The organism is Siccirubricoccus phaeus, from assembly GCF_008360935.1.
Classification (GTDB): domain Bacteria; phylum Pseudomonadota; class Alphaproteobacteria; order Acetobacterales; family Acetobacteraceae; genus Siccirubricoccus; species Siccirubricoccus phaeus.
This window is the reverse complement of record NZ_SRXO01000008.1, coordinates 170,124-196,493: the sequence shown is the minus strand read 5'-3', so window position 1 is coordinate 196,493 and position 26,370 is coordinate 170,124. Positions and strand designations below refer to the sequence as shown.

The window sequence follows — 26,370 nt, the reverse complement described above, 5'->3', positions numbered from 1 at the left end:
CCTGCCGCGGGGCCGTGACCTCAGGCAGAAAGCGCCTTCTGGAATTCCGGCGGTGCCGTCCGTTCCCGCTTCGCCAGCAGCTTGTTCAGCGCATGCACATAGGCGCGAGCGGAGGCGACGATGGTGTCGGTATCGGCGCCCTGGCCGTCCACCAGCTTGCCGCCTTCCTCCAGCCGCACCGTGACACGCGCCTGCGCATCCGTGCCGCCGGTCACGCTCTGCACCGCGAAGAGCTTCAGCGTGACGTCGTGCGGGAAGGCCTGGCGGATGGCGATGAAGGTGGCGTCCACCGCGCCGTCGCCGGTCGCCATGCCGTCCCGCCTTTCGCCATCCACCTCCAGCGCCAGCGTCGCCATCGGCCGCACGCCGAGGCCGGTCGCCACCGTCAGCCCGACCAGCTTCACCCGGTCATTGCCGCGGACGACTTCGTCATCCACCAGCGCCGCGACATCCTCGTCATAGACGACCTTCTTGCGGTCGGCGAGTTCCTTGAAGCGGCGGAAGGCGTCGTTCACCGCGTTGTCGCCGAGGTCGCCATAGCCCAGCGCCTTCAGCTTGTCGCGGAACGCCGCCCGGCCGGAATGCTTGCCCAGCACCAGGGAGTTGGTGGACCAGCCGACGCTCTCCGGCGTCATGATCTCGTAGGTGGAGGCATCCTTCAGCACGCCGTCTTGGTGGATGCCGCTTTCATGCGCGAAGGCGTTGCGGCCGACGATCGCCTTGTTGGGCTGCACGTCGAAGCCGGTGATGGTCGCCAGCAGCTTGCTGGTCTTCAGGATGCGCTGGGTGGTGATGCCGGTGCGGAAGGGCAGCGCGTCATGGCGCGTGCGCAGCGCCATCGCCACCTCCTCCAGGCTGGCATTGCCCGCCCGCTCGCCGATGCCGTTGATCGTGCTCTCGATCTGCCGCACCCCGGCCTGAATGGCGGCCACGGTGTTCGCCACCGCCATGCCGAGGTCGTTGTGGTTGTGCGCCGAGAGCACGATCTTCTCGATGCCCGGCACCCGGTTGCGCAGGTCGCGGAAGATCCGCGCCATGTCCTCCGGCATCGAATAGCCGACCGTGTCGGGGATGTTGATGGTGGTGGCGCCGGCCTTGATCGCGGTCTCGACGCAGCGGCAGAGGAAGTCCGGATCGGTGCGGCTGCCATCCTCGGCGGACCATTCGACGTCGTCGGAATGGCTGCGGCCGAGCGTCACGCTGCGTTCAATCGCCTCCAGCACCTCGTCCCGGCTCATCCGCAGCTTCACCCGCATGTGCAGGTCGCTGGTCGCCAGCACGATGTGCACGCGCTTGCGCGCGGCGCCCTTCAGCGCCTCGCCGGAGGCGTTGATGTCGGCGGCGTTGGCGCGCGACAGGCTGGCCACCACCGGGCCGTCCTTGGCAAATTTGCGGGCGATGGACTGCACGCTCTCGAAGTCGCCGGGGGAGGCGATGGCGAAGCCCGCCTCGATGACGTCGACGCCGAGTTCGGCCAGCGCCTCCGCCATGCGCAGCTTCTCCTCGATGTTCATGGAGAAGCCGGGGGATTGCTCGCCGTCGCGCAGCGTGGTGTCGAAGAAGATGATGCGGTTGTCGTCCAGCGTGCCGAAGCTGGGGTGGTTGATCGCCATGGTGACGTTCCTTCGTTGACGGTGCCGAATGGGCGGCGCGCACGGCGCCCCAGGGTTCCCCTGAGCGAAGTCCGGCCGGTCAGCCGGGCGTCACGCCCAGGGGCGGCTAAGTCGAAGGAGAAGGAGGCCGGACGGCAGGCGCGCGGGGGCCCCGGCGGCAACGCCGCGGAGAAGGCCGGCAGGGAAGGCGCGCGTGGTCATGCAGGCGGCACCCTAGACCGGCCCGGGCCCCGGGTGCAAGCGGGGATCCGGTCCTGCGCCGCCGTGCGGAGGCGCTACTGCGTCCGCCCTTCCCGCGTCAGCTCGGCGATGAGCGGGCGCAGGGTGCGTTCCTCCTCCTCCCAATACGCCGCGAAGCCGGCGGGGCCCTGGAAGGTGATGGGGATGTTGAGCTGGCGCATCTTCTCCACGTGCTCCGGCGTCGCAATGGCGCGTTCCAGCGCGCCGGCCAGGCGGTCCCGGATCTCCGGCGGCAGCCCGGCCGGGGCGACGAAGGCGCGGGTGGAGCCGGCGATGATGTCGTAGCCCTGCGCCTGCGCCGTCGGCACGCCGGGCAGGAAGGGGCTCTCCTGCGGCGCCAGCACGGCGAGCGCGCGCACCGCGCCCTGGCGCGTCTGCACGCTTGCCGTGCCGACCGCGAAGATGCCCGCCTCGATCTGGCCGCCGAGCAGCGCGGTCAGCGCCGGGCCGGCGCCGTTGAAATGTACCTGGTTGAACGCGACACCGGCCATCCGCTGCAGCTGGATGGAAGCAAGATGCTCATGCCCCAGCAGCCCGTTATCCGATATGCGGAGATCATCCGGCCGCGCCTTCGCCGTCCCGACCATGTCGGCGAGGCTCTGCAGCGGGCTGTCGGCACGCACCACGACGGCGCCGGGGTCGATCACATGGAGCGCAAGCGGGGTGAAGCTCGACCGGTCGAACGTCGCCTGGCGCGCAGGGTCGAGATAGAGCGTGGTGGTCTGCGGCCAGAGGCCGTAGCCGATGGTCAACCCGTCCGGGCGGGCACGGGCGACCTGGGTCATGCCGATCTGGCTGGCGGCACCGGCGCGGTTCAGCACCACCACGGGTGCCCCGAGCTCGCGCTCCAGCAGCGGCGCGAGGGCCCGGGCGCCGATGTCGTTGCCGCCCCCGGGCGGATAAGGGACGATCAGCTCCAGCGTGCGGCCCTGCTGGGCGCGTGCCGGGGCGGCGAGGCCGGCCAGTGGCAAGCCGAGCAGTCCCCGGCGGCGCAACCCCCTGGCGGTGGCGCGGTGATTCCTCATGCTTCGGCCCTTTCGCGGCAGATCAGACGCGGACAGGCCATGTTCCCGGCGGCGCGGCATGTTCTCTCGCCGCGCGGCGGTCATTCTACGGCCGTGCCGCCGAAGGGCGAAACAGGACCGGTCAGGATTTCGGCGGCGGATGCGTCGCCAGCCAGTGCCGGGCGATCTCGGCGCGGCGGCAGACCCAGACATCCGGGTGCTGCGCCACATGGTCGAGGAAGCGGGCCAGGGCCGCGGCGCGGCCGGGGCGGCCGACCAGCCGGCAATGCAACCCCACCGACATCATCCGCCCGCCCTCGCGGTACAGCGTGTCGAAGGCATCGGTCAGGTACTGGGCGAAACCATCCGGGGCGGTGAAGCCGGGTGGTACGGCGAATTTCATGTCGTTGTTGTCGAGGGTGTAGGGCACCACCAGCAGCGGCCTGCCCGCCGCCTGCACGTAATAGGGCAGGTCGTCGGCGTAGCTGTCGCTCTCGTAGAGGAAGCCGCCATGCTCGGCGACCAGGCGGCGGGTGCGCAGGCTGATGCGGCCGGTGTACCAGCCGACCGGAGCCTGGCCGGTGACGCGCCGGATCACCTCCACGCAGCGGGCGATCCCGGCGCGCTCGATATGCTCGGGCACCTGCCGGTAGTCGATCCAGCGCCAGCCATGGCTTGCTACCTCATGCCCCGCCGCGGCGAAGGCGGCGCCCACGTCCGGGTTCAGCTCCAGCGCCCGACCGACGGCGTAGATGGTCAGCGGCAGGTTCCGCTCCGCGAACAGCCGCAGCACCCGCCAGACGCCGGCCCGGGCGCCGTAGTCGAACTGGCTTTCGGTGGAGAGGTCACGCTCCGGCCGCGGCGTGCCGCCCGGGACCTCATGCAAATAGAGCTCGCTGCCGGCATCGCCGTTCAGCACGGTGTTCTCCGCGCCCTCCTCGTAATTCAGCACGAAGGAGAGAGCCAGCCGCGCCCCGGCCGGCCAGCGCGGATCCGGCGGATTGGCGCCATAGCCGCGGAAATCGCGGGGATGCTCGGTCTCGCCGGCGAGGATATGCGGGGGCTGGGTCATGGCGCCCGCAGCCTCCCCCGCCCGCGCCCGCCGGGTCAAGCGGAGCGCTTCAGCTCCTTCACCAGATCCAGCGCATAGGGGCGGAAGCCGGCGAAGCGCCAGGCCCGCTCCGCCCGCGCATTGCCGGCCAGCACGCCCACCAACAGCCGCGTCGCGTCCGCTGTCAGGGCGAAGCGCTCAGCCTCCGCCAGCAGGGCGCGGAAGATGCCGCGGCCGCGCATTCCCTCCTGCACATAGGCGTCGCTGACATAGCCGACGGCACGATGCTCCGCAGCGATATGGGCGGGCAGCCGGTCCAGCAACAGGCAGAGATGGCCGACCACCTGGCCACCCCATTTCGCCACCCAGCACCTGCCGCCGGTCAGGGCCACGCGGCCGAGAATGTGGTCCAGCGCCGCCTCCGCCCCGTCCGACGCCAGGTTCGGTCGCCGGCGAGGCCCTGTTCCAGCGCATTCAGCGCCGCGGTGTGTTCCAGCACCGCGGCGCGATCCTCAGGCCCCACGGGGCGGACCAGGATGGAGCGGCCCGCCGCCATGGGTACCCCTCAGTTCTTCGCCTTGTCGACCAGGGCGTTCTGCTTGATCCAGGGCATCATGGCGCGAAGCTTCTCGCCCACTTCCTCGATCGGATGCTCCGCCAGGCGGCGGCGCGTCGCCTTGAAGCTGGCCTGGTTCACCCGGTTCTCCAGCATCCAGTCGCGGGCGAAGCGGCCGGACTGGATGTCGTCGAGCACCTTCTTCATCTCCGCCTTGGTCTCGGCGGTGATGATGCGCGGGCCGGTGACGTATTCGCCGAACTCGGCGGTGTTGGAGATGGAGTAGTTCATGTTGGCGATGCCGCCCTCATAGATGAGGTCGACGATCAGCTTCACCTCGTGCAGGCACTCGAAATACGCCATCTCCGGCGCGTAGCCGGCCTCGACCAGCGTCTCGAAGCCGGCCTTGATCAGCTCGACCAGCCCGCCGCAGAGGACGGTCTGCTCGCCGAACAGGTCGGTCTCGCATTCCTCCTTGAAGGTGGTCTCGATGACACCGGCGCGGCCGCCGCCGATGGCCGAGGCGTAGGAAAGCGCGATCTCCAGCGCATTGCCCGAGGGGTTCTGCGCCACCGCGACCAGGCAGGGCACGCCGCCGCCGCGCTGGTATTCGGAGCGCACGGTGTGGCCCGGCCCCTTCGGCGCGATCATGAAGACGTCGAGATCAGGGCGCGGATCGAGCAGGTTGAAATGCACGTTCAGGCCATGGGCGAAAGCCAGCGCGGCGCCATCCTTCATGTTCAGGCCGAGCGCCTCGCGGTACAGGTCGCCCTGCAGCTCGTCGGGGGTGAGGACCATCACCACATCGGCCCACTTCGCCGCCTCGGCCGGAATCATCACCTTGAAGCCGGCGGCCTCCGCCTTCTTCCAGGAGCCGCCCTGGCGCACGCCGATCGCGACATCGGCGCAGCCGGAATCGCGCAGGTTCATGGCATGGGCGTGGCCCTGGCTGCCGAAGCCGATGATCGCGACCTTCTTCGCCTTGATCAAGTTCACATCCGCATCGCGGTCGTAATACACGCGCATCGTTCTAGTTCTCCTTCCTGCACTCGCGTTTCCGCACTGACGGAAGTCAGCGCAGAGGAAATTACTCACCAAAAAAATTCTACCCAACCACCGCCAAGAAAGAGTCTGCCCTATCCAACAAAGATAAGTACAAGCAAGGGCAGTCGAAGCTAGATTGATGTAGAAAAATGCTAAAGATATTCTATCTGGGGATCCTCCAAATCTTCTCTGGTAGAGCGCATTTACCTCGATTTGGTCTTCTCCAATCTTACCTATTAGTCTTCCGATTTCAGATCGAATGGGACCAGCGACACTGAGATGCTTTTTCCGCGCCCGCTCCACAAAAACGATGAGCGCCAACATGACAAGCCCAACCAAGAACGCGATCTCACATGCCGGCAGTGTCTCGCGAGCAGTTCCAGCAACAGGGTGCGTCGTTTGGTACCTCTGAGGCGACGCCCAGGCGCAAAAGGCAGCCAGTGCAGCGATATGCGCCGATGTAATCTGGTATCGAGCCAGCTCATAGTGCCGAACGAAATTCTTATTATCCTCGTGCAGCGATTTGAGCATATCGGCTCGGATTTTGGGATCAGGAGCCTCTGCCTCGCCCATGGGCTATATTCCTGAGAGGCTGCGTGGGCCGCGCGCGATGGCGACCACGCCGGTGCGGGTGACCTCGGCGAGGCCGATCGGCCGCATCAGCTCGATGAAGGCGTCCAGCTTGTCGCCGGCCCCCGTCATCTCGAACACCAGGCTTTCGGTGGTGGCGTCCACCACGCGGGCGCGGAAGGCATCGGCGAGGCGCAGCGCCTCCATCCGGTTCTCGCCCTTGCCCACCACCTTGATGAGCATGAGCTCCCGCGCGAGATGCGGGCCTTCTAGCGTCAGGTCGCTCACCTTGTGCACCGGCACCAGCCGGTCGAGCTGCGCCTTGATCTGCTCGATCACCATGTCGGTGCCGGAGGTGACGATGGTGATGCGGGAGAGGCGGCGGGCCTCGTCCACCGGCGCGACGGTCAGGCTTTCGATGTTGTAGCCGCGGCCGCTGAACAAGCCGACGACGCGGGCGAGGATGCCCGCCTCGTTCTCGACGAGCACGGCGATGGTGGCGTTGCGGTAGCTGGGGTCGGACATGGGGTCGTTCTTCAGGCGAGAGGGTGGGTGTCGGCGTTGGTCCACCCCCACCCTCCCACGCCCTCCGGGCGCGGGCCCCTCCCTCCCCCGCCTTGCGGGGGAGGGTTGGGGTGGGGGTGCTCCGGCGGTCGGGCCGCGTCGCTAGACCAATACCTTCCCCTCATCCGTCACGCCCGCGACGCCGCCGCTCTGCCCGGCGCCGAGGATCATCTCGTTATGCGCCGCGCCGGAGGGGATCATCGGGAAGCAATTCTCGTCCTTCGCCACGGCGATGTCGGCAATGACCGGGCCCGGGATGGCCAGCATCTCGCGGATGCCGGCATCGAGGTCCTCGGCCCGCGTCACCCGCAGCCCGCGCGCATGGAAGCTCTCCGCCAGCTTCACGAAATCCGGCAGCGCGGCGGAGTAGCTTTCGGAGTAGCGGCTGCCATGCAGCAGCTCCTGCCACTGCCGCACCATGCCCATATATTCGTTGTTGAGGATGAAGATCTTCACCGGCAGCCGGTACTGCGCCAGCGTGCCCATCTCCTGGATGTTCATCAGGATGGAGGCCTCGCCGGCGATGTCGATCACCAGCGCGTCCGGATGCGCGATCTGCACGCCCATCGCGGCCGGCAGGCCGTAGCCCATCGTTCCCAGCCCGCCGCTGGTCATCCAGCGGTTCGGCTTCTCGAAGCCGAAATACTGCGCGGCCCACATCTGGTGCTGGCCGACTTCCGTGGTGATGAAGGTGTCGCGCCCCATCTCCCGCGTGATCTCGTACAGCCGCTTCACCGCGTGCTGCGGCTTGATGATGCTGCTCGCCTGCCGGTACTGCAGGCAGTTGGTGGCGCGCCACGCATCGATCTGCCGCCACCACTCAGCCAGCGCCGTGCGGTCCTGCGGCTGCGCATCCGCCTGCCAGCATTCCAGCAGCGCCCGCAGCACCGCGCCGGCATCGCCGACGATCGACACATCCACCTTGACGTTCTTGTTGATGGAGGAGGGGTCGATATCGGCGTGGATCTTCTTCGAGTTCGGCGAGAAGGCGTTCAGCCGTCCCGTCACCCGGTCATCGAAGCGCGCGCCGATATTCAGCATGACGTCGCAGCCATGCATGGCGAGGTTCGCCTCATAGGTCCCGTGCATGCCCAGCATGCCGAGAAAATGCGGGTCGCTCGCCGGGAAGGCGCCGAGGCCCATCAGCGTGTTGGTGCAGGGCATGCCGGTGGCGCGGACGAATTCCGTCAGCAGCCGCGATGCCTCCGGCCCGGCGTTGATGACGCCGCCGCCGCTGTACAGCACCGGCCGCTTCGCCCCCTTCAGCAGCGCTACGGCGGCCTTGATCTGCGCCGGGTCCGGCTCGGTCTGCGGCCGGTAGCTGCGGTGCTCGGTCTGCGGCGCCTCCGTGTACGGCCCCTTGCCGATCAGGATGTCCTTCGGCAGGTCGATCACCACCGGGCCCGGCCGGCCGGATTTCGCCACGTAGAAGGCCTCGTGCACCGTGCCGGCCAGCTTCGTGATGTCCTTCACCAGGTAGTTGTGCTTGGTCGCGGGCCGGGTGATGCCGGTGGTGTCCGCCTCCTGGAAGGCGTCGTTGCCGATGAGGTGCGTCGGCACCTGGCCGGTCAGGCAGATCACCGGGATGCTGTCCATCAGCGCATCCACCAGCCCGGTCACGGCATTGGTCGCGCCGGGGCCGGAGGTGACCAGCACCACCCCCACCTTGCCGGTGGAGCGGGCATAGCCCTCCGCGGCATGCACCGCCGCCTGCTCATGCCGCACCAGGATGTGGCGGATGGCGTTCTGCTGGAAGATCGCGTCGTAGAGCGGAAGTACCGCGCCGCCCGGATAGCCGAAGATGACCTCTACGCCATTATCCTTCAGCGCCTGGAGGACGATCTCCGCACCGGTCATGGTGCGGGCCTCGGTCTTCGTCTGGGCGTTGGTGGACATGGGCGGTTTCCCTGAAACAATTCGCCGCGCCGGGAGAGCCCGGCCGCGGCGAGGTTAAGGTGGTTAGCCCCCGCGCCGCAGCACGTCAACGCCGCCCCTCAACAAATGCGAAGATTTTCTCTATTTCTCTTTCCGGAAATTGCGCCAAGCCCCCGATACGCGCATGGATGATATGCGTGTCCTGCGTATCGGCCAAAGGATGGTGGCGGAACCAGGTGGCCTGGCGCTTGGTGTACTGGCCGGTGTTCAGCACCGCCCGCTCCCGCGCCGCCTCCAGGCTCATCCCCCCGGTGAGGTAGGCCGCCAGCTCCGGCACCCCATGCGCGCGCATCGCCGGCAGGGCGGGGTCGAGGCCCAACGCCACCAATGCCCGCACTTCCTCGATCGCGCCGCCCGCCAGCATGGCATCGAAGCGGCGGATGATCGCCGCCCGCAACGCCTCCCGCGGCGGATCCAGCAGGATGGCGGCGAAGCGATAGGGCGCCGGCGGCGCGTTGGGCGCCACCTCCTGCCAGGCCACCAGGCCGCGCCTGGTGCCACGCCACACCTCATAGGCGCGGGCAATGCGCTGGCTGTCGCTCGGCCGCAGCGTGGCGGCGGTCTCCGCGTCCAGCCTGGCATGCAGCGCCGCCGGGCCTTCCGCCGCCAGCAGGCTGCGCGCCTCTTCCCGCGCCCAGCCCGGCACCGGCGGAATGGCCGCAAGCCCCTGGCGGAGCGCGGCGAAATAGAGGCCGGTGCCGCCGCACAGGATGGGAAAGCGCGCCGCCGCCATCGCCGCCAGCGCCTGCTCCCGCCACCAGGCGGCGCTCGCCGCCGCCGCCGCCGGCCGCACGCCATAGAGGCGATGCGGCACCCTCGCCTCCTCCTCCGGGGTCGGCCGCGCCGTCAGCAGTCGCAGCTCCCGGTAGAGCTGCATGGAATCCGCATTGATGATGGTGCCGCCGAAGCGCTCGGCCAGCGCCAGGGCCAAGGCCGACTTGCCGCTGGCGGTCGGGCCCGCCACCAGCAGGGCCAGCGGTTGCGTCACGCCCGCCCCCCCGGCATATCCGCCGCGCCATGTCCCAGATCCTCACCCTCGCCGCCCCCCCGGGCGGCCTCGCCGCGCCGGACCTCGCCCGCCTCCGCAGCGCGCTGGAGGCGCTGGGCGCCGTGCCCGGCACGCCGGACTGGCTGGCGCCGGGAGAGGCGGCGGACCTGCCCTTCACCGGCCTCGCCGCCGACCAGGCGATGGAGGCCGCGCGCCACGCCCTCGCCGGCGCCGCCATCGACCTCTACGCCCAGCCCGCCGAGGGCCGCCGCAAATCCCTGCTGCTGGCCGATATGGACAGCACCATCGTCGCCAGCGAGACGCTGGACGAGCTGGCCGCCTATGCCGGGCTGAAGGAAAAGATCGCCGAGATCACCCGCCGCTCCATGAATGGCGAGCTGGATTTCCGCCAGGCGCTGATCGAGCGCGTCGGCATGCTGCAGGGCCTCGGCACCGAGGCGCTGGACCGCACCTGGGCCGAGACCCGCATCACCCCCGGCGCCGCCGCCCTGGTCGCGACCATGCGGGCGCATGGCGCGCATTGCGCCATCGTCTCCGGCGGCTTCACCTTCTTCACCGGCCGCGTGGCGGAAAAGCTCGGCTTCCATGCGCATTACTCCAACACCCTGCTGGTGGCGGATGGCAAGCTGACCGGCAAGGTGGCGGAGCCGATCCTCGACCGCGACGCCAAGCTGGCGACGCTGAAGCGGCTGGCGGCGGAGCTGCGGCTGCCGCTTTCCGCCGCCCTGACGGTGGGCGATGGGGCCAACGACCTGGCGATGATCCAGGCCGCCGGCCTTGGCGTCGCCTTCCGGGCCAAGCCGGTGGTTGCCGCCGCCGCCCGGGCGCGGGTGGACCATACGGATCTGCGCACCCTGCTGTTCTTCCAGGGCTACCGCGCGACGGAGATCCTACCGGGCTGATCCCCTCTCGACGTGGCGCCGCCCATCGCTAGTGTCCCGCTTCCGCAGTTCGCCGCCTCCGCGGCGCCCTTCGGCTCGGACCACCAGCTCTATTTTCAGCGGCCTGCCGGTCCGCTCCGTTGGCCGCCGCTGGCGGCGAACTTCGCGGGCGGGACACAGGCCGCACCGCCGGAAGAGGAGAAACGCCATGGACGACCTGCAGCTCATCAAGGTGACGGTGGAGGACCACGTCGCCCTCGTCACCATGGATGCCCCGCCGGTGAACGCCCAGGGGAGGCAGTTCAACGAGGAGATGGCCCTGGCCTTCGACCGCATCGGCGAACGGGACGACATACGTTGCGCCGTGCTGACCGGCGCTGGCCGCGTCTTCTCCGCCGGCGCCGATCTGAAGGACCGCGCCGCCGGTGCCGCCACCCGCCAGCCGGGGGACGGGTTGCAGCACCTGCGCCGGGCGCGGGAATGCTATAATTCGGTCTATGAGTGCCGGAAGCCGGTGATCGGCGCAGTGAATGGCGCCGCACTCGGCGCCGGTCTGGCCCTGGTCGCCTCCTGCGACATCCTCTTCGCCTCCGAGACCGCGGTGCTCGGCCTGCCGGAAATCGATGTCGGGCTGATGGGCGGCGGGCGCCATGCCATGCGGCTCTTCGGCCATTCCACCCTGCGGCGCATGATGTTCACCGGCTACCGCGTCCCGGCCGCGGAGCTCTACCGCCTCGGCATCGTCGAGGCCGTGCTGCCGCCCGCGGAGCTGCTGCCGACGGCGCTGGCCATGGCCCGCGACATCGCCTCGAAGAGCCCCATCGCCACGCGCCTGGCCAAGCACACGGCCAACACCATCGAATGGTCCAGCCTGCGCGACGGCTATCGCTTCGAACAGGAGATGACGGCGCAGCTCTCTACCTACGAAGACAGCCGGGAGGCGATGCGGGCCTTCCTGGAGAAGCGCCCACCGGTCTTCCGCGGCCGCTGAGCCGCGCCGGGCCGCCATCGGCCCTGGACTTCACGCGATTGTTAGCAAAAGATGATGCACAAGCGGGCGGGTTCGCGCGAACCTCCCGCCCCGCCATGCTGCAAGGCAGTGGGACCCCATGTCAGCCACCTTTCCCCTGGCCACAAACCTCGCCAGCAAGCGCCAGTTCCTGGCGGTGCTGGCGGCCGACATCGCCGGCTATACGCGGCTGATGGAGAATGGCGAGGAAGCGACGCATCTGCGCTTCACCGCGCTGATGGACGGCATCGTCCGCCCGCTGCTCGCCGCCCGCGGCGGGCGCATCGTGAAGAACACCGGCGACGGCTTCCTTGCCACCTTCGAGAGCGCGCTGCAGGCGACGGAATGCGCGCTGCAGATCCAGGACCGCATCGCCGGCGCCGCGGCGCATGAGAGCGGCCCGGCGATCGCCTTCCGCATGGGGCTGAACTACGCCGACATCATCGTGGAGCCGCATGACGTCTTCGGCGAGGGGGTCAACCTCGCCGCGCGGCTGCAGGCCCTGGCGGAACCCGGCGGCGTGATCGTCTCGGCCGAGGTGGCGGAACAGCTTGGCGCGAACGCGCCGCTGCCGCTGCTCGACCTCGGCGAGATCAGCCTGAAGCATATCCGCCGCCCCGCCCGCGCCTTCGCCCTCGGCCGCCGCCCCGCCCCGCCGGCGGAGGAGCCGGAACTGCCGGCGCTGCCCTCCATCGCCGTGCTGCCCTTCCGCCTGCCGCCCGGTGCCGATCCGGAGGATGCCTGGTTTGCCGAGGGCCTGATCGAGGGCATCGTCAGCGTGCTCTCCGGCATCGAGGCGCTGTTCGTCATCGCCACCGCCGCCACCCATGCCTATGCCGGGCGCGTGGTGGATCCGCGTCAGGTCGCCCAGGATCTCGGCGTGCGCTATGTGCTGACCGGCAGCGCCTGGCGGGCCGGCGAGAAGCTGCGCATCACCACGGAGCTGTGCGACGCCGCCACCGGCGCGGTGCTGCGTGCCGACCGGCATGACGGCGCGGCGCGCGACCTGTTCGACATGCAGGACCGCATCGCGACCGAGCTGGTCGCCCTGCTGGCGCCGAGCGTGCAGGAGCGGGAGCTGCGCCAGGCCATGCGCAAGGCGCCCGACAGCATGACGGGCTATGACTACCTGCTGCAGGCGCTGGACGTGATGCACCGCGTCGAGCGCGACAGCTTCGATGCCGCCCGCGGGCTGCTGCAACAGGCCATCGCCGCCGCGCCGGACTGGGCCAAGCCGCGCTCCCACGCCGCGCTGTGGCACATGGTGCGCATCAACCAGGGCTGGTCGCCCAACCCCTATGCCGAATTCCCGGAGGTGGCGCAGCTCGCCGCCTCGGCGCTGGAGCGGGACCCGCATGACGCGGTGGCGCTGGCCATCCAGGCGCTGATGCTCTGCTTCGCCAAGCGGGATTACGAGACGGCGAAGCTGCTGATCGACCGCGCCACGGCGGCGGGGCCGAATTGCGCCCTCGCCTGGGGCATTGCCGGCTTCATCCGCGCCTGCCGCGGCGATTGGCGCATGGGGGTGGAGGCGGGACACAAGGCGCTGCGGCTTTCCCCGCATGCCCGCCTCGCCAGCCTCTATGAGCATGCGATCACCCTGACCTACCTGATCGGCGGGCAATATGCCGAGGCCGTGGAGTGGGGCCGCCGGACGGAGCGCCGCAACCCCACCTGCGTCTCGAACCAGCGGGCGCTGATGGCGGCGCTGGTGGCGCTGGGCGAGGAAGACGAGGCACGCGAGCGCGCGGCCCGGCTGCTGCGGCAGGAGCCGGGCTTCCGCCTTTCCGTCTTCGCCGCGCATTCGGCGCTGAGCGGCCCGATCCTGGAACGCTTCCTGACGCTGCTGCGGGCGGCCGGCCTGCCGGATTAGCGCGCGATCGCTCGAGGCTGAATCAACCGGAAGCGTGGATCGCGCGGCCGGACGAAGAGCCGGAGCGGGATGCGTGCACGGCTGTGACGCATCCCGCCCCAGCGCCTCAGGCGGCGTAGACCAGGTTCACATCCTGGCCGAAGCGCTCATAGCGCGCGCCATAGACATGGATGGACACCGCGGTGCGGCAGCCGAGATTGGCGATGCGATGCAGCTTCGCCGGGTCGGCCGGGCCATGGCTGCCCTCGCCGGGGCGGCGCAGCAGCGCAGCCAGCGTCTCCGGCTCGCTGCCCGCCTCCGGGGCGCGGTAGAAGGTCTCGGTCAGCAGCCCCTGATGCACCGCCAGCGCGCACCAGGTGCGATGGGCGTGCACCGGGCTCATCTGCCCCGGCCGCCAGACCAGGGCGACGATGGCATAGGCACCCGCCGGATCGGCATGCAGCAGGTGCCGGCAATAGCACGCCGGGTCCTCCGGGCATTCCAGCCCGTCCAGCAGGGTGGGCGCCGTCGCCGCCTCGGCCAGGGCCTCGGCCACCGCGGCCGGCCGCTCCGCCATCGGGGCCCGCGCGGCCTCCGCCACCCGGTCGATCAGGCGGTCACGCAGGCCGGGACAGCGGGTGGTCAGCATGTCGGGAAATCACATCCAATCTGGCGGAAGAGCGCGCGACCGGATCCGGCCGCCGGAATGGGATGCTAGCGGCGAGGGCGCGAAGGTTTTTTGCTTTTCATCCCCAGGCCCTGAGTTGAATAGGAATGGAATTCCGATTCTCGCTACATTCCGGGTATCTCATCCTCATTGCAGCTATCTGCCAGGACCGCAGCCCCGCACCATGCCCTTCCAGCCTACCGCCCCTGTCCCGGCATGAAGCTCGATCGCTTCGATCGCCGCATCCTGCAATTGCTGCAGGAAGACGCGACCCTCCCGATCGCCGCCCTGGCCGAGCAGGTGGGCCTCTCCCCCACCCCCTGCTGGCGGCGGGTGCAGAAGCTGGAACAGGTCGGCATCATCCGCCGCCGCGTCGCCCTGCTGGACCCGGAGAAGCTCAATCTCGGCGTCACGGTCTTCATCGCCATCCGCACCAACCAGCACAATCTGGACTGGCTGGACCGGCTGCGCCGCGCCGTGGCGGATCTGCCGGAAGTGCTGGATTTCTACCGGATGAGCGGCGAGATCGACTACCTGATCCGCGCCGTGGTGCCGAGCATCCGCGCCTATGACGATCTCTACCAGCGGCTGATCGCCCGCATCGAGCTGGCCGACGTCACCTCCATGTTCGCCATGGAGCGGATGAAATCCACCACCGCCCTGCCGCTGGACTATGCCGAGGAGCCCTGAGGCAGCGCCTCCGGCACATAGCCGGTGGGGATATGGTTTGCCGGCTTCTGCCGCAGCCCGACGATCCATTTCGACTTGCCGCAGGCGATCATCAGCGGCGCGCGCATGAAGGACGGCACGTCGTTGATCCGGCCATACCAGTAGGAAACGCGCTGGGTGTAGTCGGTCAGCGGCCGCTCCTTCGCCTCCCAGGTCACCAGCCCTTCCTCCACCGTGCGCGCCTCGCTGACCCAGACCGCCAGCGCCAGCGCATTCACTGCCGCCATGCCGCCGCCCTGGCCGATATTCGGCGCCATGGCATGCGCCGCATCCCCCACCACGGCGGCGCGGCCGGCAGACCAGCGATGCAGCTCGATCTGCTCGAACTGGTCCCAGCGCCCCTCATTTCCCACCCTCTCGATCAGCGGCTTCAACAGGGGGAAGGAGCGGATCCAGGTATCCTTGCGGATCGGCACCGCGATGCCCTCCTCGTCCTGCGGGGAGAGCATGAAGGCCAGGTAGATGTCGTCCTCGTTGCAGGCGGTGTAGTAGAGCCGGCGCGGGCCGGACCAGTATTCGATGCCCTTCTTGCCGCGCTCGGACTGCCGCTCCTCCTCGGTGCGCGGGATGAGCATGCGGACCGCGCCATTGTTCAGCGGCAGGCGGCGGCGCAGCAGGCCGAGGCTCTCCCGCACCGGGGAATTCACCCCGTCGGCGCCGATCACCAGGTCCGCGCTGCGGCGGGTGCCATCCTCCAGCAGCAGCGCGCCTTCGGGGGCGGCGCCGACGACACGGGAGGAGGTGAGGATCTCCACGCCGGCGCGCCGCGCGGCATTGGCCAGGGCGCCGATCAGGTCGCGGCGGGTCAGGCTGAAGGTGCGCTCGGCCGGCTTCTCGCTGGCGCGGATGGTGTAGAGGACGCGGTCATGCTGGTCGCGCGTCTCCCGGATGTAGAAGGGACGGCAGCGGGCGGCAGCTTCCTCGAAGGCGCCGACGGCGCGCAGCACCTTCACGAAATTGTACCAGCAGGAAATGCCGGCGCCGAAGTTGCGCAGATCCGGGGCGCGTTCATGGACCGTGACGCTCCAGCCGCGCTGGCCGAGCGCCGTGGCGGCGATCAGGCCGGCAACGCCGGCGCCTGCTATCTCTGCATGTCCTGTGGCCATCTGCGCGATCCCAACTCGGTGTTGAGGAGGGCTCTGCCCTCCTCAAACTCCACCCGCAAAGGGCCGAAAGGCCCTTTGAACCCTTGAGTTAGCTGTTCTAACCGTCGGGTCTGAAACTCATGGTTTCCAAAGGCCCTTCGGCCTTTGGCAGGGGGAGCCCGAGGGGGACAGCGTCCCCCTCGGACAGCCCCTACCGCAATCTAGTCCGCCACAGCCGCATGTTGTCGTCCGGCAATTGCAGCGTCGTGACCTCGGCGGTGAAGCCCCACACGCTGGGCTGGAGATGCACGGGGATCACCGCCCAATCGCGCTGCAAGATCGCCAGCGCGCGGGCGAACATCTCCGCCCGCTTCGCCGCGTCGCTCTCGCCGCCGATCGCCTGGATCAGCCCATCCAGCTCCGCATCCGAATAGCCGGCATAATTCACCGCGCCCAGGCTGCCGGAGGTGGTGGCGAACAACTGGCTCAGCAGGTTGTGCGCATCCTTCACCCCCGCCGAGGCCCAGCCGACCAGGAAGGCATCCGAGACCCGCCGCCCGATATGGGTGAAATGCGGCGTCGTGCTGCGCACCGCCAGCGAGGCATTCAGCCCGATCCGCGCCAGCATCGGCACGATGGCGCGGCAGATCGCCTCGTCATTGATGAAGCGGTCATTGGGGCAATCCAGCGTGAAGGCAAAGCCGTTCGGGTAGCCCGCCGCCACCAGCAGCGCCTTCGCCCGTTCCGGATCGAAGACCGAAGGCCGCTGCAGCGACTCCGTATAGCCATTGGTGGTCGGCGCCAGCGGCAGGGCGGTGGTGGTGGACAACCCGCGCATGATGGTGCGGCGGATCGCCTCCGTGTCGATGGCGCGGTGCACCGCTTCCCGCACCCGCACGTCGCGGAACGGGTTGCCGGCCTGATCGCCGCCGCTCAGCCGCTCCACCCCCTGGTTCAGCCGCAGCATGATGGCCCATTCGGAAGGCCGGTTTGCCACCTTGAAGCCGGGCGTGCCCTGCAGCCGCGGGATATCCGCCAGCGGCACCGGCCAGATCATGTCCACCTGGCGGGAGAGCAGTGCGGCGACGCGTGTCGGCGGGCTCTTGATCGGGCGGAAGGTCGCGACGGTCAGGTTATGCGTCGGCCGGTCCCACCAGCCGGGAAAGACGGCAAGCTGGGTGATGCTGTCCGGCTCATGCCGCGTCACCCGGAAGGGGCCGGTGCCATTGGCATGGTCCGCGGCGTAATTCCGCTGCCCGGTCCGCATGTTGGAGGAGGTGGCGGCACCGTTTGCCTCCGCCCAGCCGCGGCTGAGGATCAGCAAATTGGTCAGCATCCGGGGCAGGATGACGTAGGGCTGCTTCGTCGCGATGCGCACGGTGTAGGGGTCCAGCGCCTCCGCCTCCGCGATCGCCGCCGCCAGCCCGGCGAAGCCCGATTCCGGGCCGGTGGCGCGGCGGACGGAGAACACCACGTCATCCGCGGTGAATTCCTGGCCCTCATGGAAGGTGACGCCGCGGCGCAGGGTGAAGCGCCAGCTCAGCGGGCTTTCCTGTTCCCATGCGGTGGCCAGCGCCGGTTCCACCTGCAACTGGTCGTCCCAGCGCGTCAGCCCCTCATACACATTGCCGAGGAAGCCGGTGGTGAAGGCGTGGTCGAAGAAATGCGGATCGAGGCTGGCGACATCCGACTGGAAGGCGAAGCGGAATTCCCTGCCCCAGCCCGGCAGCGGCGCCAGGGCCGCCATGGCCAGCAGAAGGGCGATGCGCAGCCAGCGGGGCATGCTGCCTCCTCGAAATCCCTCGGTTGCGCCGCGGCATTCCCTGGGCGCGGCCGGGCGCCGATAGTGGCAAGGCGCCGGCCGCACTGGCTGATCTCAGCTTCTTCGTGGTATGTTACCGATGGATAGTGGCATGTCAATGCAAACTCCCAGCCCCGGCCCCCGGCTCAGCGACCAGGCCTACGCCACCATCAGGCGCCTCATCATCGAGTGCCGCCTGGCCCCGGGGCGGGAGATCAGCGAGCCGGAGCTGTGCCTGATGCTCGGCCAGAACCGCGCCGGGGTGCGGGCGGCGCTGCTGCGCCTGGCGCAGGAAAAGCTGGTGCAGCCGATACCCCGCCGCGGCTACCGGGTGAGCCCGCTGACCCTGCAGGATGCGCGCGACGTCTTCGAGCTACGCCGGATGCTGGAGCCGCCCGCCGCGGCGCTCGCCGCCGGCAGGCTGCGGAAGGTGGATTTCGCGCCGCTGGATGCCGCCTTCGACGCCGGCTACCGGCGGGAGGAAGCGCCGACCGTCGCCGCCTTCCTTGCCGCCAACCGCGGCTTCCGCCTGCTGGTCACCGGCGCGGCGGGGAATGCGCGGCTGGTGGAGATCGTCGCCGGGCTGGTGGATGAGTCGGAGAGGTACATCTCCCTCACCCTGATGACCTGGGATCGCAGCCAGGAGATGCTCCGGGGCTACCGGGCGCTGCGTGCCGCCATCCTGGAGGACCGCGCCGCGGCGGCGGAGGCGGAAGCCCGCCGCCAGGTGGAATTCGCGCGCGAGAGGGTGATGGAGGCGCTGCTGGCGCATGAGGACATAGCGCGCCGGCCGATCGGCTATGCGGGGGGGTAGGGTCGGGGCGCTGCCCCGGACCCCGGCAGGGGCTCTGCCCCTGCACCCCGCCGGGGGGTGGACCACCCCCCGGACCCCGGTCCGAGTTTGCCTCAGAGCAGCTCGTCGATCGCGCGTTCCACCGCGACGCGGCCGGAGATGGGCGAGTCGGTGAAGAAGCCGTCCACGCCCAGCTCGATGAAGGTCCGGTACTCATCCTCCGGCGACCGCGCGGAGCCATCCGGGTTCAGCGCCTGGAAGGCTTCCTCGTCGCGCAGGGTGTAGATCACCACCTCCAGCCCCGCCGCATGCGCATCATCCAGCAGGCTGATCACCTGGCCGGTGACCTGGGTGGCGATCTGCGCCTCTCCGTCGCCATCGCCATCCACCGGCGGGGAGACGGGGCGGGTCGGCAGGATATCGTCCTTGTACGGACCGATCGCCTCGGCAAAGAGCGCCTTCATCGCCTGCAGCGCCTCCGGCGTGTAGAGGTCGCCGTTCACCGCGCTGTCCAGGCTGAGGTCGAAGCCGAAGCCGGCATAGGCCTCCGGGTTGTCGCCGCGCGCCGGGTCCAGGTTGAAGGCGATGTCGTAGCCGCCCTCGTTCATGAGCTGCAGCAGCGGGATGTCGATGCCCGCCTCCGGCATGATCTCCTTCTGCAGCTCGATCAGGTTCGCCAGCTCGAAGGACTGGATGATGACGCGGGACGGGTCGGTGAAGTCATTCGCCACCAGCGTATCGACCAGCATCTTGCTGGTGTCCTGGGCGATCTTGGTGCCGTCCAGGTGCTCCCCCTCATACTCGAAATAGGTGGGGTGCTTGGTCTCCGGGACGATGCCGATCTTCCGGCCGGTCTCGAACTCCACCTCCTTCACCAGGTCGATCACCTCGGCGAAGGTCGGGATGCGGTAGAGGTCGTTATACTCCGCATTGTCAGGGCGAATCTCGGGAATGCGCTCCCGCGCATGCAGGGTCTTGATCTCGGCGAGGGTGAAATCCTCCGCCCACCAGCCCGTCACCGGCACGCCGTCCAGCATCTTGGTGGCACGGCGATCGGCGAATTCCGGATGGTCCGCCACATCGGTGGTGCCGCCGATCTCCGGCTCATGCCGCGCGATCAGCACGCCATCCTTGGTCACCACCAGGTCGGGCTCGATGAAATCGGCGCCCTGCTCGATGGCCAATTTGTAGGAGGCCAGGGTGTGCTCCGGCCGGTAGGCGCTGGCGCCACGATGGCCGAAGACGGTGGGCGCCTCGCCATCCAGCGTGTTGAAGCCCGGCGCCGCATCCGGCGTCACCACCAGATCGGCCCAGACCAGCCGGTGGTCGGAGCTGGGGAAGCCGCCCGGCAGGCTGGGGTCGTATTCGCCGACCAGCGGGAAGAGCGGGTCGTCGCTCTGCGGCCAGAACACGCCGGCGGCGCGCGGCGCCAGCCCGTCCTTCGAAGGCAGGACGTAGTCGGCGCGGAGGTTGCCCGGCGCGGTATCGGCGAAATCCGCCGTGTCGAAACCCGGATCGCCGGTGTGGCTATCATTGGCGCCGCCCTGTTCCGCGGCCTGCTCCATGCCGCCGGCGCTGGCCGGGCGCAGCGAGGCATCCACCGCGTCGCTGTCCAGCAATTGCTGGATCGCCGCATCCACGCTGTCGCCGTCGCGCGGATCGGCGTTCATGTCGCCCAGCACGACGAAGCGCTCGCCGTCCTTGAGCCCGCCATAGACGCCGGCATCGTCATAGATGTAGCCGCCATGGCCGGGGGTCACGTAATCCGCCAGGAAGCGGATCTCGTCATGGTTGCGCAACCCGTTGCGGTCTTCCGGACCGTCGAAGGTGGGCGGGGTCGGATGGCCGGCGATGATATGCACCACCTCGCCATCCACCAGCACCGGGATGTCCCAGAAGCTCTTCGAGGCGAGGCGGAAATTCGCCAGCTCCTCCTCGGAGTACCAATCCGCCGGCGCCGCCGTGTTGGGATCGTCCGGCAGCAGGGCGCCCGGCATGTCCTTCCACAGGAAGGTCTGGAAGGTCCGCACCTGGTCGTGGAGGATGGGGTATTTGGAAAAGAACGCCATGCCGTACTGGCCGGGAAAGGCGCCGAAGCCCAGCGCGTCATCGCCATAGCCGGCCGCGCCCGGTGTGGTCACCACCTGGCCGTCATTGTTCAGGTCGAAGCCGGAGGCGATGCCGGTATTGGAGGGGGCGACGAAGGCATCGACATAGTCCTGCGCCGCCGCGGGACCTTCCGCCAGATCCAGCGTGTTCTGCGGCCGCGCCAGATAGTTCAGCCGGAACAGATCGGCATTGATGCCGTAGGGCGCGTAGTCGAACTCGTTCACCAGCAGCAGGTCGGGCTCGGCGCGCTGGATGATCTCGGCGACGGTCGCGGCCTGGGCGTCATCCGGCGTCGCCAGATCGGTGAGCAGCTCGCCCGAGGCTGCGCGGTTGAGCGAGGCGTTGAAGGTCGCGACGCGAAAGCCCGCGCCTGGGGTGGCGTGTGTCGGCATGCATCCTCCTCCGCGTCCTGGCCGGAATGGCCCGCGGTTGCGGCGCGGAAGTTACAGGCCGAAAGATTTCGTATACTTTCTTACAATGCGGACATTGCCGTGACGTTGCGGGCCTATCACGCCGCGCTGAGCCGTGCGCGGAGCAGCGCTGTCAGGCCGTCGGCCCGTCATCCGGAATCGGCCGATTCTCCACCACGCGGCGCCAGGAGAAAAGGGAGAGGTCGAGGCTGCGGAAGCCGCCCTGCAGGATCAGCTCCGCCACCCCCCGCCCCACCGCCGGCGCATGCTGCAGCCCATGGCCGGAGAAGCCGGCGCAGAGCAGGAAATTCGGCACCCGGTCGTACCAGTCGATCAACGGGTTCCCGTCCAGCCGGTTCATGTCGTAATGCCCCACCCAGCCGCCGCGCGGCCTGATCGCCTCGAAGGCAGGGCTGAGTTCCGCGAGTTGCGGCCAAAGAAAGCTCTCGAACACCTCGTGCTCCAGCGCCCAGTTGAAGCCTCCGGCTTCGTTGAAGCGGGTGAAGCCGGAGAGGTAGACGCCCGCATGCCGCCGCACGGCGAGGCCGTGCAGATGCCGGATGCAGGGGAAGGGCTGCAGCTCCTGCTGCGCGGTGAAGTGGAATTGCTGGCGGCGCATCGGCTCGATGGGGATGCGCATGCCGATCATGGCGGAGATCTCCGCCGCCCAGCAATTGGCGGCGTTCACCACGATCTCCACCGGCAGCGTGCCACCCGATCCCAGGCTCGCGGAGACGACGCGGTTGCCGCGCAGCTCCAGCCCCACCACGCGGTCCCTGAGATAGGCGATGCCGCGACCCTCCGCGGCGCGGCGATAGCCCATCAGCGCGGCGTTGGGGTCGATCTGGCCATCGGCCGGCGTCAGCGCGCCGGCATCGACATGCGGGAAGGCGAATTCCGGGTAGCGCCGGCGCAGCTCCGCCGCGCCCAGCACCTCCACCTCGACACCGCAGGCGGCCTGCATTTGGGCATTCTCTTCCAGCGCGGCCACCGCTGCCGCGCCCTCGACGAGGAAGAGGTAGCCGAGGCGACGGAATTGCGGGTCGAAGCTCACCTTGCCGCCGGTGACATGCGCGGCGAAGTCCGCATAGACCGTGTCGCCGTAAAGGGACATCAGCACGTTCTCGCGGATGGCGTGCTGCAGGCGGATGCCGCCCACGGCACGCGGCGTGGCGGCGAATTCATAGGTGGGGTCCGGTTCCACCACCACCACATCCGCCGCGGCGCCGGCGCAGGCCAGGTGATAGGCGATAGCGGAGCCCATGATACCGCCGCCGATGATGAGGATGCGTGCCATGCGCTGCGCCCTCACGCTGTCATACGGCGCCGGCTGGGCGGGACGCGCAGGCCCGGGTCCCCTCGCAACCCCCGCCCCTGATAAGCAGGGCGGAACAGGCCGCGCCACGGCAATGCCGGCATCGCCATCTCGGCGAAGCCCTGCAAGGAGCCAGGGGGGTCATTGCAGATCAGGTTGAAACCGCGCTCTGCCTCCGGCCATGCTGGCAATTCGTCCGCGATACAGCCGGCGGCGCCGGCCAGCAGGCGGCGGCCCTGAGCGGCGGGGGCGTAGCAGGCCGTCCCGATCAGCGTCATCCTGTGCTTCCTTGCCATGTCCGTCCCTGAGCGCGTCCGAGGCCCGCGCAGCGGCGCAGCGCCTGCGGCGGAGCTCAGAACGCCGCCCGCCCGTCCCGCACCGGCGCCGTCTGCATATGCTTCACCAGCCCCACGCCGGTCTCGACGATGAAATCGGCGAACAACTTCCCCGCCTCGGCATTGGCCAGCGAAGGGTCGCCGCCCACCGTCGCGTCGCAATGATCGATCATGTTGACCGGCACGCCGACATCGACCGCGCCGAATTTCACCGTGGCCAGCCCGCCGGTCGGCAGGCCAAGCAAGGTGAGCTTCGGCTCCGGGCGCTTCGCCTCCTCCCGCCGGGTCAGTTGCGGGAACAGGTACTCATAGACCGAGCCGATCGGGTCCGAGCCATGGCCGGTGACGCGCGGCGCCGCCGCCCCATGTGCCTTCTCCTTCAGCGCCATCGGCACCATGGGCCAGATGTTCAGCCAGGGGATGATGACGCCGCGCTCCCGCCGGAGCTGGCGCGTCACCTCGTCGATCAGCGCGTTGTTGCCGGTATGGCCGTTGAAGATCACCAGCCTTTCCAGCTTGTGGTCCAGGAAGCCGGTCAGCATGTCCCGCAGCACGGCGCGGAAGGCGGGGGCGGAGAGCTGCATGCCGCCCGGGATGTCGCGGAAGTAATCCGCGCAGCCGAAAGGCAGGGTAGGCGCGACGATGGCGCCGGATTGCTGCGCCACCCGGTCCGCCAGCACGCCGGCCAGCAGGTAGTCGCCCATCGGGTTGCAGGGGCCCTGCACCTCCACGCTGCCCAGCGGCAGGAGGATGACGGGGTCCTCCGCCATGCGCTCGCGGAATTCGAGGAAGGTCATCTCCTCCAGCCGATGCTTGCCCATCTTCGCCCTCCTTCACGCCGGCGGCCTGGCCGGCTTAAGCTTCACGCGTCTCAAATCGCAGGATGGCAGGCATGGCGGGGCAAGGACAGATGCGGCTCGGCGTTTCCATCCGCGGCCTCGGCTACCATGCCGGGGGCTGGCGGCATCCGGAGGTGCCGGCGAATGGCGCGATGGAGTTCGACCACTTCCTCAAGGTGGCCCGGATCGCGGAGGAAGCGAAGCTCGACATGGTCTTCCTCGCCGACGGCATCGGCATCCGGCAGAATGACGAGCCGCCCGGCTCGCTCTGCCGCTCCAACCAGAATGCCGAGCTGGAGCCGCTGACCCTGCTTTCGGCGCTGGCGGCCTGCACCCGGCATATCGGGTTGGTGGCGACCGCCAGCACCACCTATAACGAGCCCTACCATCTGGCGCGGAAATTCGCCTCGCTGGACCATATCAGCCGCGGCCGGGCGGGGTGGAACCTCGTCACCTCCTGGTCCGATGCGGAGGCCTTCAATTTCGGCCGCGAGCACCAGATGGCCTATGCCGACCGCTATGAGCGCGCCGCGGAATTCGCCGCGGTGGCCTGCGGGCTGTGGGACAGTTGGGAGGCGGATGCCTTCGTGCAGGACAAGGGATCGGGCGTGTTCTACGACCCGGCCCGGCTGCACACGCTGAACCACCGGGGCAAGCATTTCTCGGTGCGTGGGCCGCTTTCCGTGGCGCGCAGCCCGCAGGGGCGGCCGGTCATCGTGCAGGCCGGCGCCTCCGAACAGGGGCGGGACATCGCCGCGGCCTACGCGGATGTGGTGTTCTCCGCCGAGCAGAATCGCGACGCCGCCATCGCCTATGCCCGCGCCATCAAGGACCGCCTGGCGCAGCATGGCCGCCTGCCGGGCAGCCTGCTGATGCTGCCGGGCATCGTGCCCATCGTCGGCACCACCCGGGCGGAGGCGGAGGCGAAGCACCGGATGCTGCAGGAGCTGATCGACCCGCTGGTCGGCCTCTCCTACATCTGGGGCAATTTCGGCGATCTCTCCGGCTACCCGCTAGACGGGCCCGTGCCGGAGCCGAAGGACCCGAAGCTGAAGAGCCGCGCCGCCGTCATGTTCAACCTGGCGCGGGAGAAGGGCTATTCGATCCGGGAGCTCTGCCTCGCCATCGCCTCCGGCCGCGGGCACCGCACCATCATCGGCACGCCGGCGGATATCGCCGACGCCATGGAGGATTGGGTGGAAGCCGGCGCCGCGGACGGCTTCAACATCATCCCGACACATCTGCCCGGCGGCCTTGAGGATTTCGTCGCCCTGGTGCTGCCGGAGCTGCGCCGGCGCGGCCGCTTCCGCCACGAGTATGAGGGCCGCACCTTCCGCGAAAACCTCGGCGTGCCGGAGCCGCCCAACCGCTACTCAGCGTGACTTGCTGATGTTCCAGAGGATGGTGATGAGGGAGGGCGAGCGGAGGAAGCCGCTGATGCTGTTGCGCCAGGCATAGAGCTGGGCGCGCTGGCCGAGGATGACGGTCGGCACCACCTCCCACAGTCTCCGGCTGAGCTGCTCCAGGATCTCCCGCTGCTTCGCCGGGTCGGCTTCGTGGATGTACTGGTCGCGCAGGCGGGAGGCCTCCTCGTCGCAGGCCCAGCCGGCGAAATTCCGCCCGCCGCAGGTGGTGTCGGCGATGGAATTGCTCAGCGGCGAATAGATGCCGCTGCCGGAGACGCTGGTGATGAAGAGGTTCCAGCCGCCACGCTCCGGCGGGTTGCGGCTGTTGCGCCGAGCCATCAGCGTGCCCCAGTCGCTTTCCGCGGCGACGATGTTGAAGCCCGCCTCCCGCAAATTCTGCACCGCCAGGTCGCCGGCCATGCCGACGAACAGCGTCTCCCGCGAGTTCAGCAGCACCACCGGCTCGCCACGATAGCCGCTTTGCGCCAGCAGGCGCCGGGCCTCGACGAGGTTCTGCCTGGCATAGGGCTCGGAGCCCGTGGTGATGCCGTTGGGACTGCCGCAGACGAAGTAGGAGAGGCAGGGCTGCCCCCATTCCGGCCGGACGAAGGCCACCGCCATGTAGTCCGGCTGATGGATCGCCAGCGCCAGGGCCCGCCTTGCATCGACGTTGTCGAAGGGCGGGAACAGGTGGTTGGGCCGCATGAAGAACGGATTGTAGATCTTGGACAGCGACGCCACCGTGATGCCGCGGCGGCCCATCAGCGCCTCCGCCTGGTCGAAGGGCATCTGGTCGATCAGGTCGATCTCGCCGGCCTGCAGCGCCGCAGCCTTGGTGGCGGCGTCGGGCATGACGATGAACTCGACGCGGTCCACCTTCACCACCTTGCCGCCGGCGAAGCCATTGGCCGGCTCGGGGCGCGGCACATAGCCCTCGAAGCGCGGATAGACGATTCGGCCACCGGGCAGCCATTCATTGGCGGCGAAGCGGAAGGGGCCGGAGCCGATGATCTCGGTCTGCCGGGTGAAGGCGCCGGCGGTCGCCTCCCGCTCGCGCAGGATGACCGGCAGGCCGCTGCCGCTGTTCGCCAGCGCCTGCCGCACCGGAAAGGGGCGGCGCAGGGTGATGACGAGGGTGCGGGGATCGGCCGCCTCCAGCCCCGCCACATCCTGCGCCATGGTGCGGCCGACCGTGTCCAGCCCCATCCAGCGGCGCAGCGAGGCGACGACATCGGCCGCCGTCACCGGGCTGCCATCATGGAAGCGCAGCCCGTCCCGCAGGGTGATGCGCCAGGTCAGGCTGTCCGCCGAAACCTCGTCGCCCGCCGCCATCTGCGGATGGATGCCGAGATCCTCATCCTGGGCGTAGAGCGTGTCATACACCATCATGCCGTGGATATAGGCGGTGGTGCCGGAGGGGCCCTGCGGGTCGAGGGTGGTGAGGTCGGCGCCGGGCGTGACGCGCAGCACGTTCTGCGCCGACGCCGCGGCGGGCAGCAGGGCAGCGAGAAGACACAGGGCAAGCAGGCGCATCCGAATTCCCTTCGGCGTCT

At 69.1% G+C, this 26,370-nt stretch carries 22 protein-coding genes; 6 read left to right on the top strand and 16 right to left on the bottom strand.

Annotation, left to right across the window (positions count from 1 at the left end):
* Positions 1–20: 20 nt before the first annotated feature.
* The 8 genes from E5N76_RS13600 to miaA form a co-directional block, all read right to left on the bottom strand.
* Positions 21–1,613: a 2-isopropylmalate synthase gene (locus E5N76_RS13600; protein ID WP_149537846.1), complete on the bottom strand. Its 1,593-nt coding sequence runs from the start codon at positions 1,611–1,613 to the stop codon at positions 21–23.
* A 275-nt stretch (positions 1,614–1,888) separates the two neighbouring features.
* The gene (locus tag E5N76_RS13595) at positions 1,889–2,878 is read right to left on the bottom strand and encodes a tripartite tricarboxylate transporter substrate binding protein (protein ID WP_187830152.1); all 990 of its coding nucleotides are present in this window, start codon (positions 2,876–2,878) and stop codon (positions 1,889–1,891) included.
* A 121-nt stretch (positions 2,879–2,999) separates the two neighbouring features.
* Positions 3,000–3,929 carry an allantoinase PuuE gene (puuE, locus tag E5N76_RS13590; protein WP_149537844.1) on the bottom strand — a complete coding sequence of 310 codons (930 nt, stop codon included), beginning with the start codon at positions 3,927–3,929 and terminating at the stop codon, positions 3,000–3,002.
* A gap of 35 nt (positions 3,930–3,964) precedes the next feature.
* The gene (locus E5N76_RS13585) at positions 3,965–4,300 is read right to left on the bottom strand and encodes a GNAT family N-acetyltransferase (RefSeq protein ID WP_187830151.1); all 336 of its coding nucleotides are present in this window, start codon (positions 4,298–4,300) and stop codon (positions 3,965–3,967) included.
* A gap of 173 nt (positions 4,301–4,473) precedes the next feature.
* Positions 4,474–5,490: a ketol-acid reductoisomerase gene (gene ilvC / locus E5N76_RS13580; RefSeq protein ID WP_149537842.1), complete on the bottom strand. Its 1,017-nt coding sequence runs from the start codon at positions 5,488–5,490 to the stop codon at positions 4,474–4,476.
* Between the two features lie 594 nt (positions 5,491–6,084).
* Positions 6,085–6,603 carry an acetolactate synthase small subunit gene (ilvN, locus tag E5N76_RS13575; protein ID WP_149537841.1) on the bottom strand — a complete coding sequence of 173 codons (519 nt, stop codon included), beginning with the start codon at positions 6,601–6,603 and terminating at the stop codon, positions 6,085–6,087.
* Positions 6,604–6,744: 141 nt separating this feature from the next.
* The gene (locus tag E5N76_RS13570) at positions 6,745–8,538 is read right to left on the bottom strand and encodes an acetolactate synthase 3 large subunit (protein WP_149537840.1); all 1,794 of its coding nucleotides are present in this window, start codon (positions 8,536–8,538) and stop codon (positions 6,745–6,747) included.
* An 85-nt stretch (positions 8,539–8,623) separates the two neighbouring features.
* On the bottom strand, positions 8,624–9,565 hold the full coding sequence (gene miaA / locus E5N76_RS13565; RefSeq protein WP_149537839.1) for a tRNA (adenosine(37)-N6)-dimethylallyltransferase MiaA: 942 nt from the start codon (positions 9,563–9,565) through the stop codon (positions 8,624–8,626).
* 29 nt (positions 9,566–9,594) lie between these two features.
* Here miaA and serB point away from each other — a divergent pair, with 29 nt between their 5' ends.
* The 3 genes from serB (at position 9,595) to E5N76_RS13550 (ending at position 13,349) form a co-directional block, all read left to right on the top strand.
* On the top strand, positions 9,595–10,488 hold the full coding sequence (gene serB / locus E5N76_RS13560) for a phosphoserine phosphatase SerB (protein ID WP_149537838.1): 894 nt from the start codon (positions 9,595–9,597) through the stop codon (positions 10,486–10,488).
* 187 nt (positions 10,489–10,675) lie between these two features.
* Positions 10,676–11,458: an enoyl-CoA hydratase/isomerase family protein gene (locus E5N76_RS13555; protein ID WP_149537837.1), complete on the top strand. Its 783-nt coding sequence runs from the start codon at positions 10,676–10,678 to the stop codon at positions 11,456–11,458.
* 118 nt (positions 11,459–11,576) lie between these two features.
* A complete protein-coding gene (locus E5N76_RS13550; protein WP_149537836.1) occupies positions 11,577–13,349 on the top strand; it encodes an adenylate/guanylate cyclase domain-containing protein in 1,773 nt (590 codons plus the stop codon).
* A gap of 106 nt (positions 13,350–13,455) precedes the next feature.
* Here E5N76_RS13550 and E5N76_RS13545 read toward each other — a convergent pair whose 3' ends face one another.
* Positions 13,456–13,977 (bottom strand): cysteine dioxygenase family protein, encoded by a 522-nt coding sequence (locus E5N76_RS13545; protein ID WP_149537835.1) that lies wholly within the window; start codon positions 13,975–13,977, stop codon positions 13,456–13,458.
* Between the two features lie 234 nt (positions 13,978–14,211).
* Here E5N76_RS13545 and E5N76_RS13540 point away from each other — a divergent pair, with 234 nt between their 5' ends.
* Positions 14,212–14,685 carry an Lrp/AsnC family transcriptional regulator gene (locus E5N76_RS13540; RefSeq protein WP_149537834.1) on the top strand — a complete coding sequence of 158 codons (474 nt, stop codon included), beginning with the start codon at positions 14,212–14,214 and terminating at the stop codon, positions 14,683–14,685.
* On the opposite strand, the gene E5N76_RS13535 is transcribed toward E5N76_RS13540, so the two are convergent.
* Positions 14,667–15,830 carry an FAD-dependent oxidoreductase gene (locus E5N76_RS13535; protein WP_149537833.1) on the bottom strand — a complete coding sequence of 388 codons (1,164 nt, stop codon included), beginning with the start codon at positions 15,828–15,830 and terminating at the stop codon, positions 14,667–14,669. The two genes, E5N76_RS13540 and E5N76_RS13535, sit on opposite strands and share 19 nt — an antisense overlap.
* Positions 15,831–16,020: 190 nt before the next feature.
* Positions 16,021–17,592 carry an ABC transporter substrate-binding protein gene (locus E5N76_RS13530; RefSeq protein WP_149537832.1) on the bottom strand — a complete coding sequence of 524 codons (1,572 nt, stop codon included), beginning with the start codon at positions 17,590–17,592 and terminating at the stop codon, positions 16,021–16,023.
* Between the two features lie 130 nt (positions 17,593–17,722).
* Here E5N76_RS13530 and E5N76_RS13525 point away from each other — a divergent pair, with 130 nt between their 5' ends.
* Entirely contained in the window at positions 17,723–18,424 is a 702-nt protein-coding gene (locus E5N76_RS13525; protein WP_187830150.1) for a GntR family transcriptional regulator, read from the top strand.
* 92 nt (positions 18,425–18,516) lie between these two features.
* On the opposite strand, the gene E5N76_RS13520 is transcribed toward E5N76_RS13525, so the two are convergent.
* The 4 genes from E5N76_RS13520 to E5N76_RS13505 all read right to left on the bottom strand — a co-directional run bounded on the left by E5N76_RS13520 (position 18,517) and on the right by E5N76_RS13505 (position 23,393).
* On the bottom strand, positions 18,517–20,904 hold the full coding sequence (locus tag E5N76_RS13520) for a glycerophosphodiester phosphodiesterase family protein (RefSeq protein ID WP_149537830.1): 2,388 nt from the start codon (positions 20,902–20,904) through the stop codon (positions 18,517–18,519).
* Positions 20,905–21,055: 151 nt separating this feature from the next.
* The gene (locus E5N76_RS13515; protein WP_149537829.1) at positions 21,056–22,219 is read right to left on the bottom strand and encodes an NAD(P)/FAD-dependent oxidoreductase; all 1,164 of its coding nucleotides are present in this window, start codon (positions 22,217–22,219) and stop codon (positions 21,056–21,058) included.
* Positions 22,220–22,230: 11 nt separating this feature from the next.
* Complete coding sequence (locus tag E5N76_RS13510) at positions 22,231–22,515, bottom strand: hypothetical protein (RefSeq protein WP_149537828.1); 285 nt, start codon at positions 22,513–22,515, stop codon at positions 22,231–22,233.
* Positions 22,516–22,589: 74 nt separating this feature from the next.
* Positions 22,590–23,393, bottom strand: a complete 804-nt coding sequence (locus E5N76_RS13505) for a creatininase family protein (RefSeq protein ID WP_149537827.1) — start codon at positions 23,391–23,393, stop codon at positions 22,590–22,592.
* Between the two features lie 71 nt (positions 23,394–23,464).
* Here E5N76_RS13505 and E5N76_RS13500 point away from each other — a divergent pair, with 71 nt between their 5' ends.
* Entirely contained in the window at positions 23,465–24,793 is a 1,329-nt protein-coding gene (locus E5N76_RS13500; protein WP_149537826.1) for an LLM class flavin-dependent oxidoreductase, read from the top strand.
* Here the strand turns inward: E5N76_RS13500 and E5N76_RS13495 are convergent.
* Positions 24,785–26,350 (bottom strand): ABC transporter substrate-binding protein, encoded by a 1,566-nt coding sequence (locus tag E5N76_RS13495; RefSeq protein WP_149537825.1) that lies wholly within the window; start codon positions 26,348–26,350, stop codon positions 24,785–24,787. The genes E5N76_RS13500 and E5N76_RS13495 overlap by 9 nt on opposite strands.
* Positions 26,351–26,370: the final 20 nt, after the last annotated feature.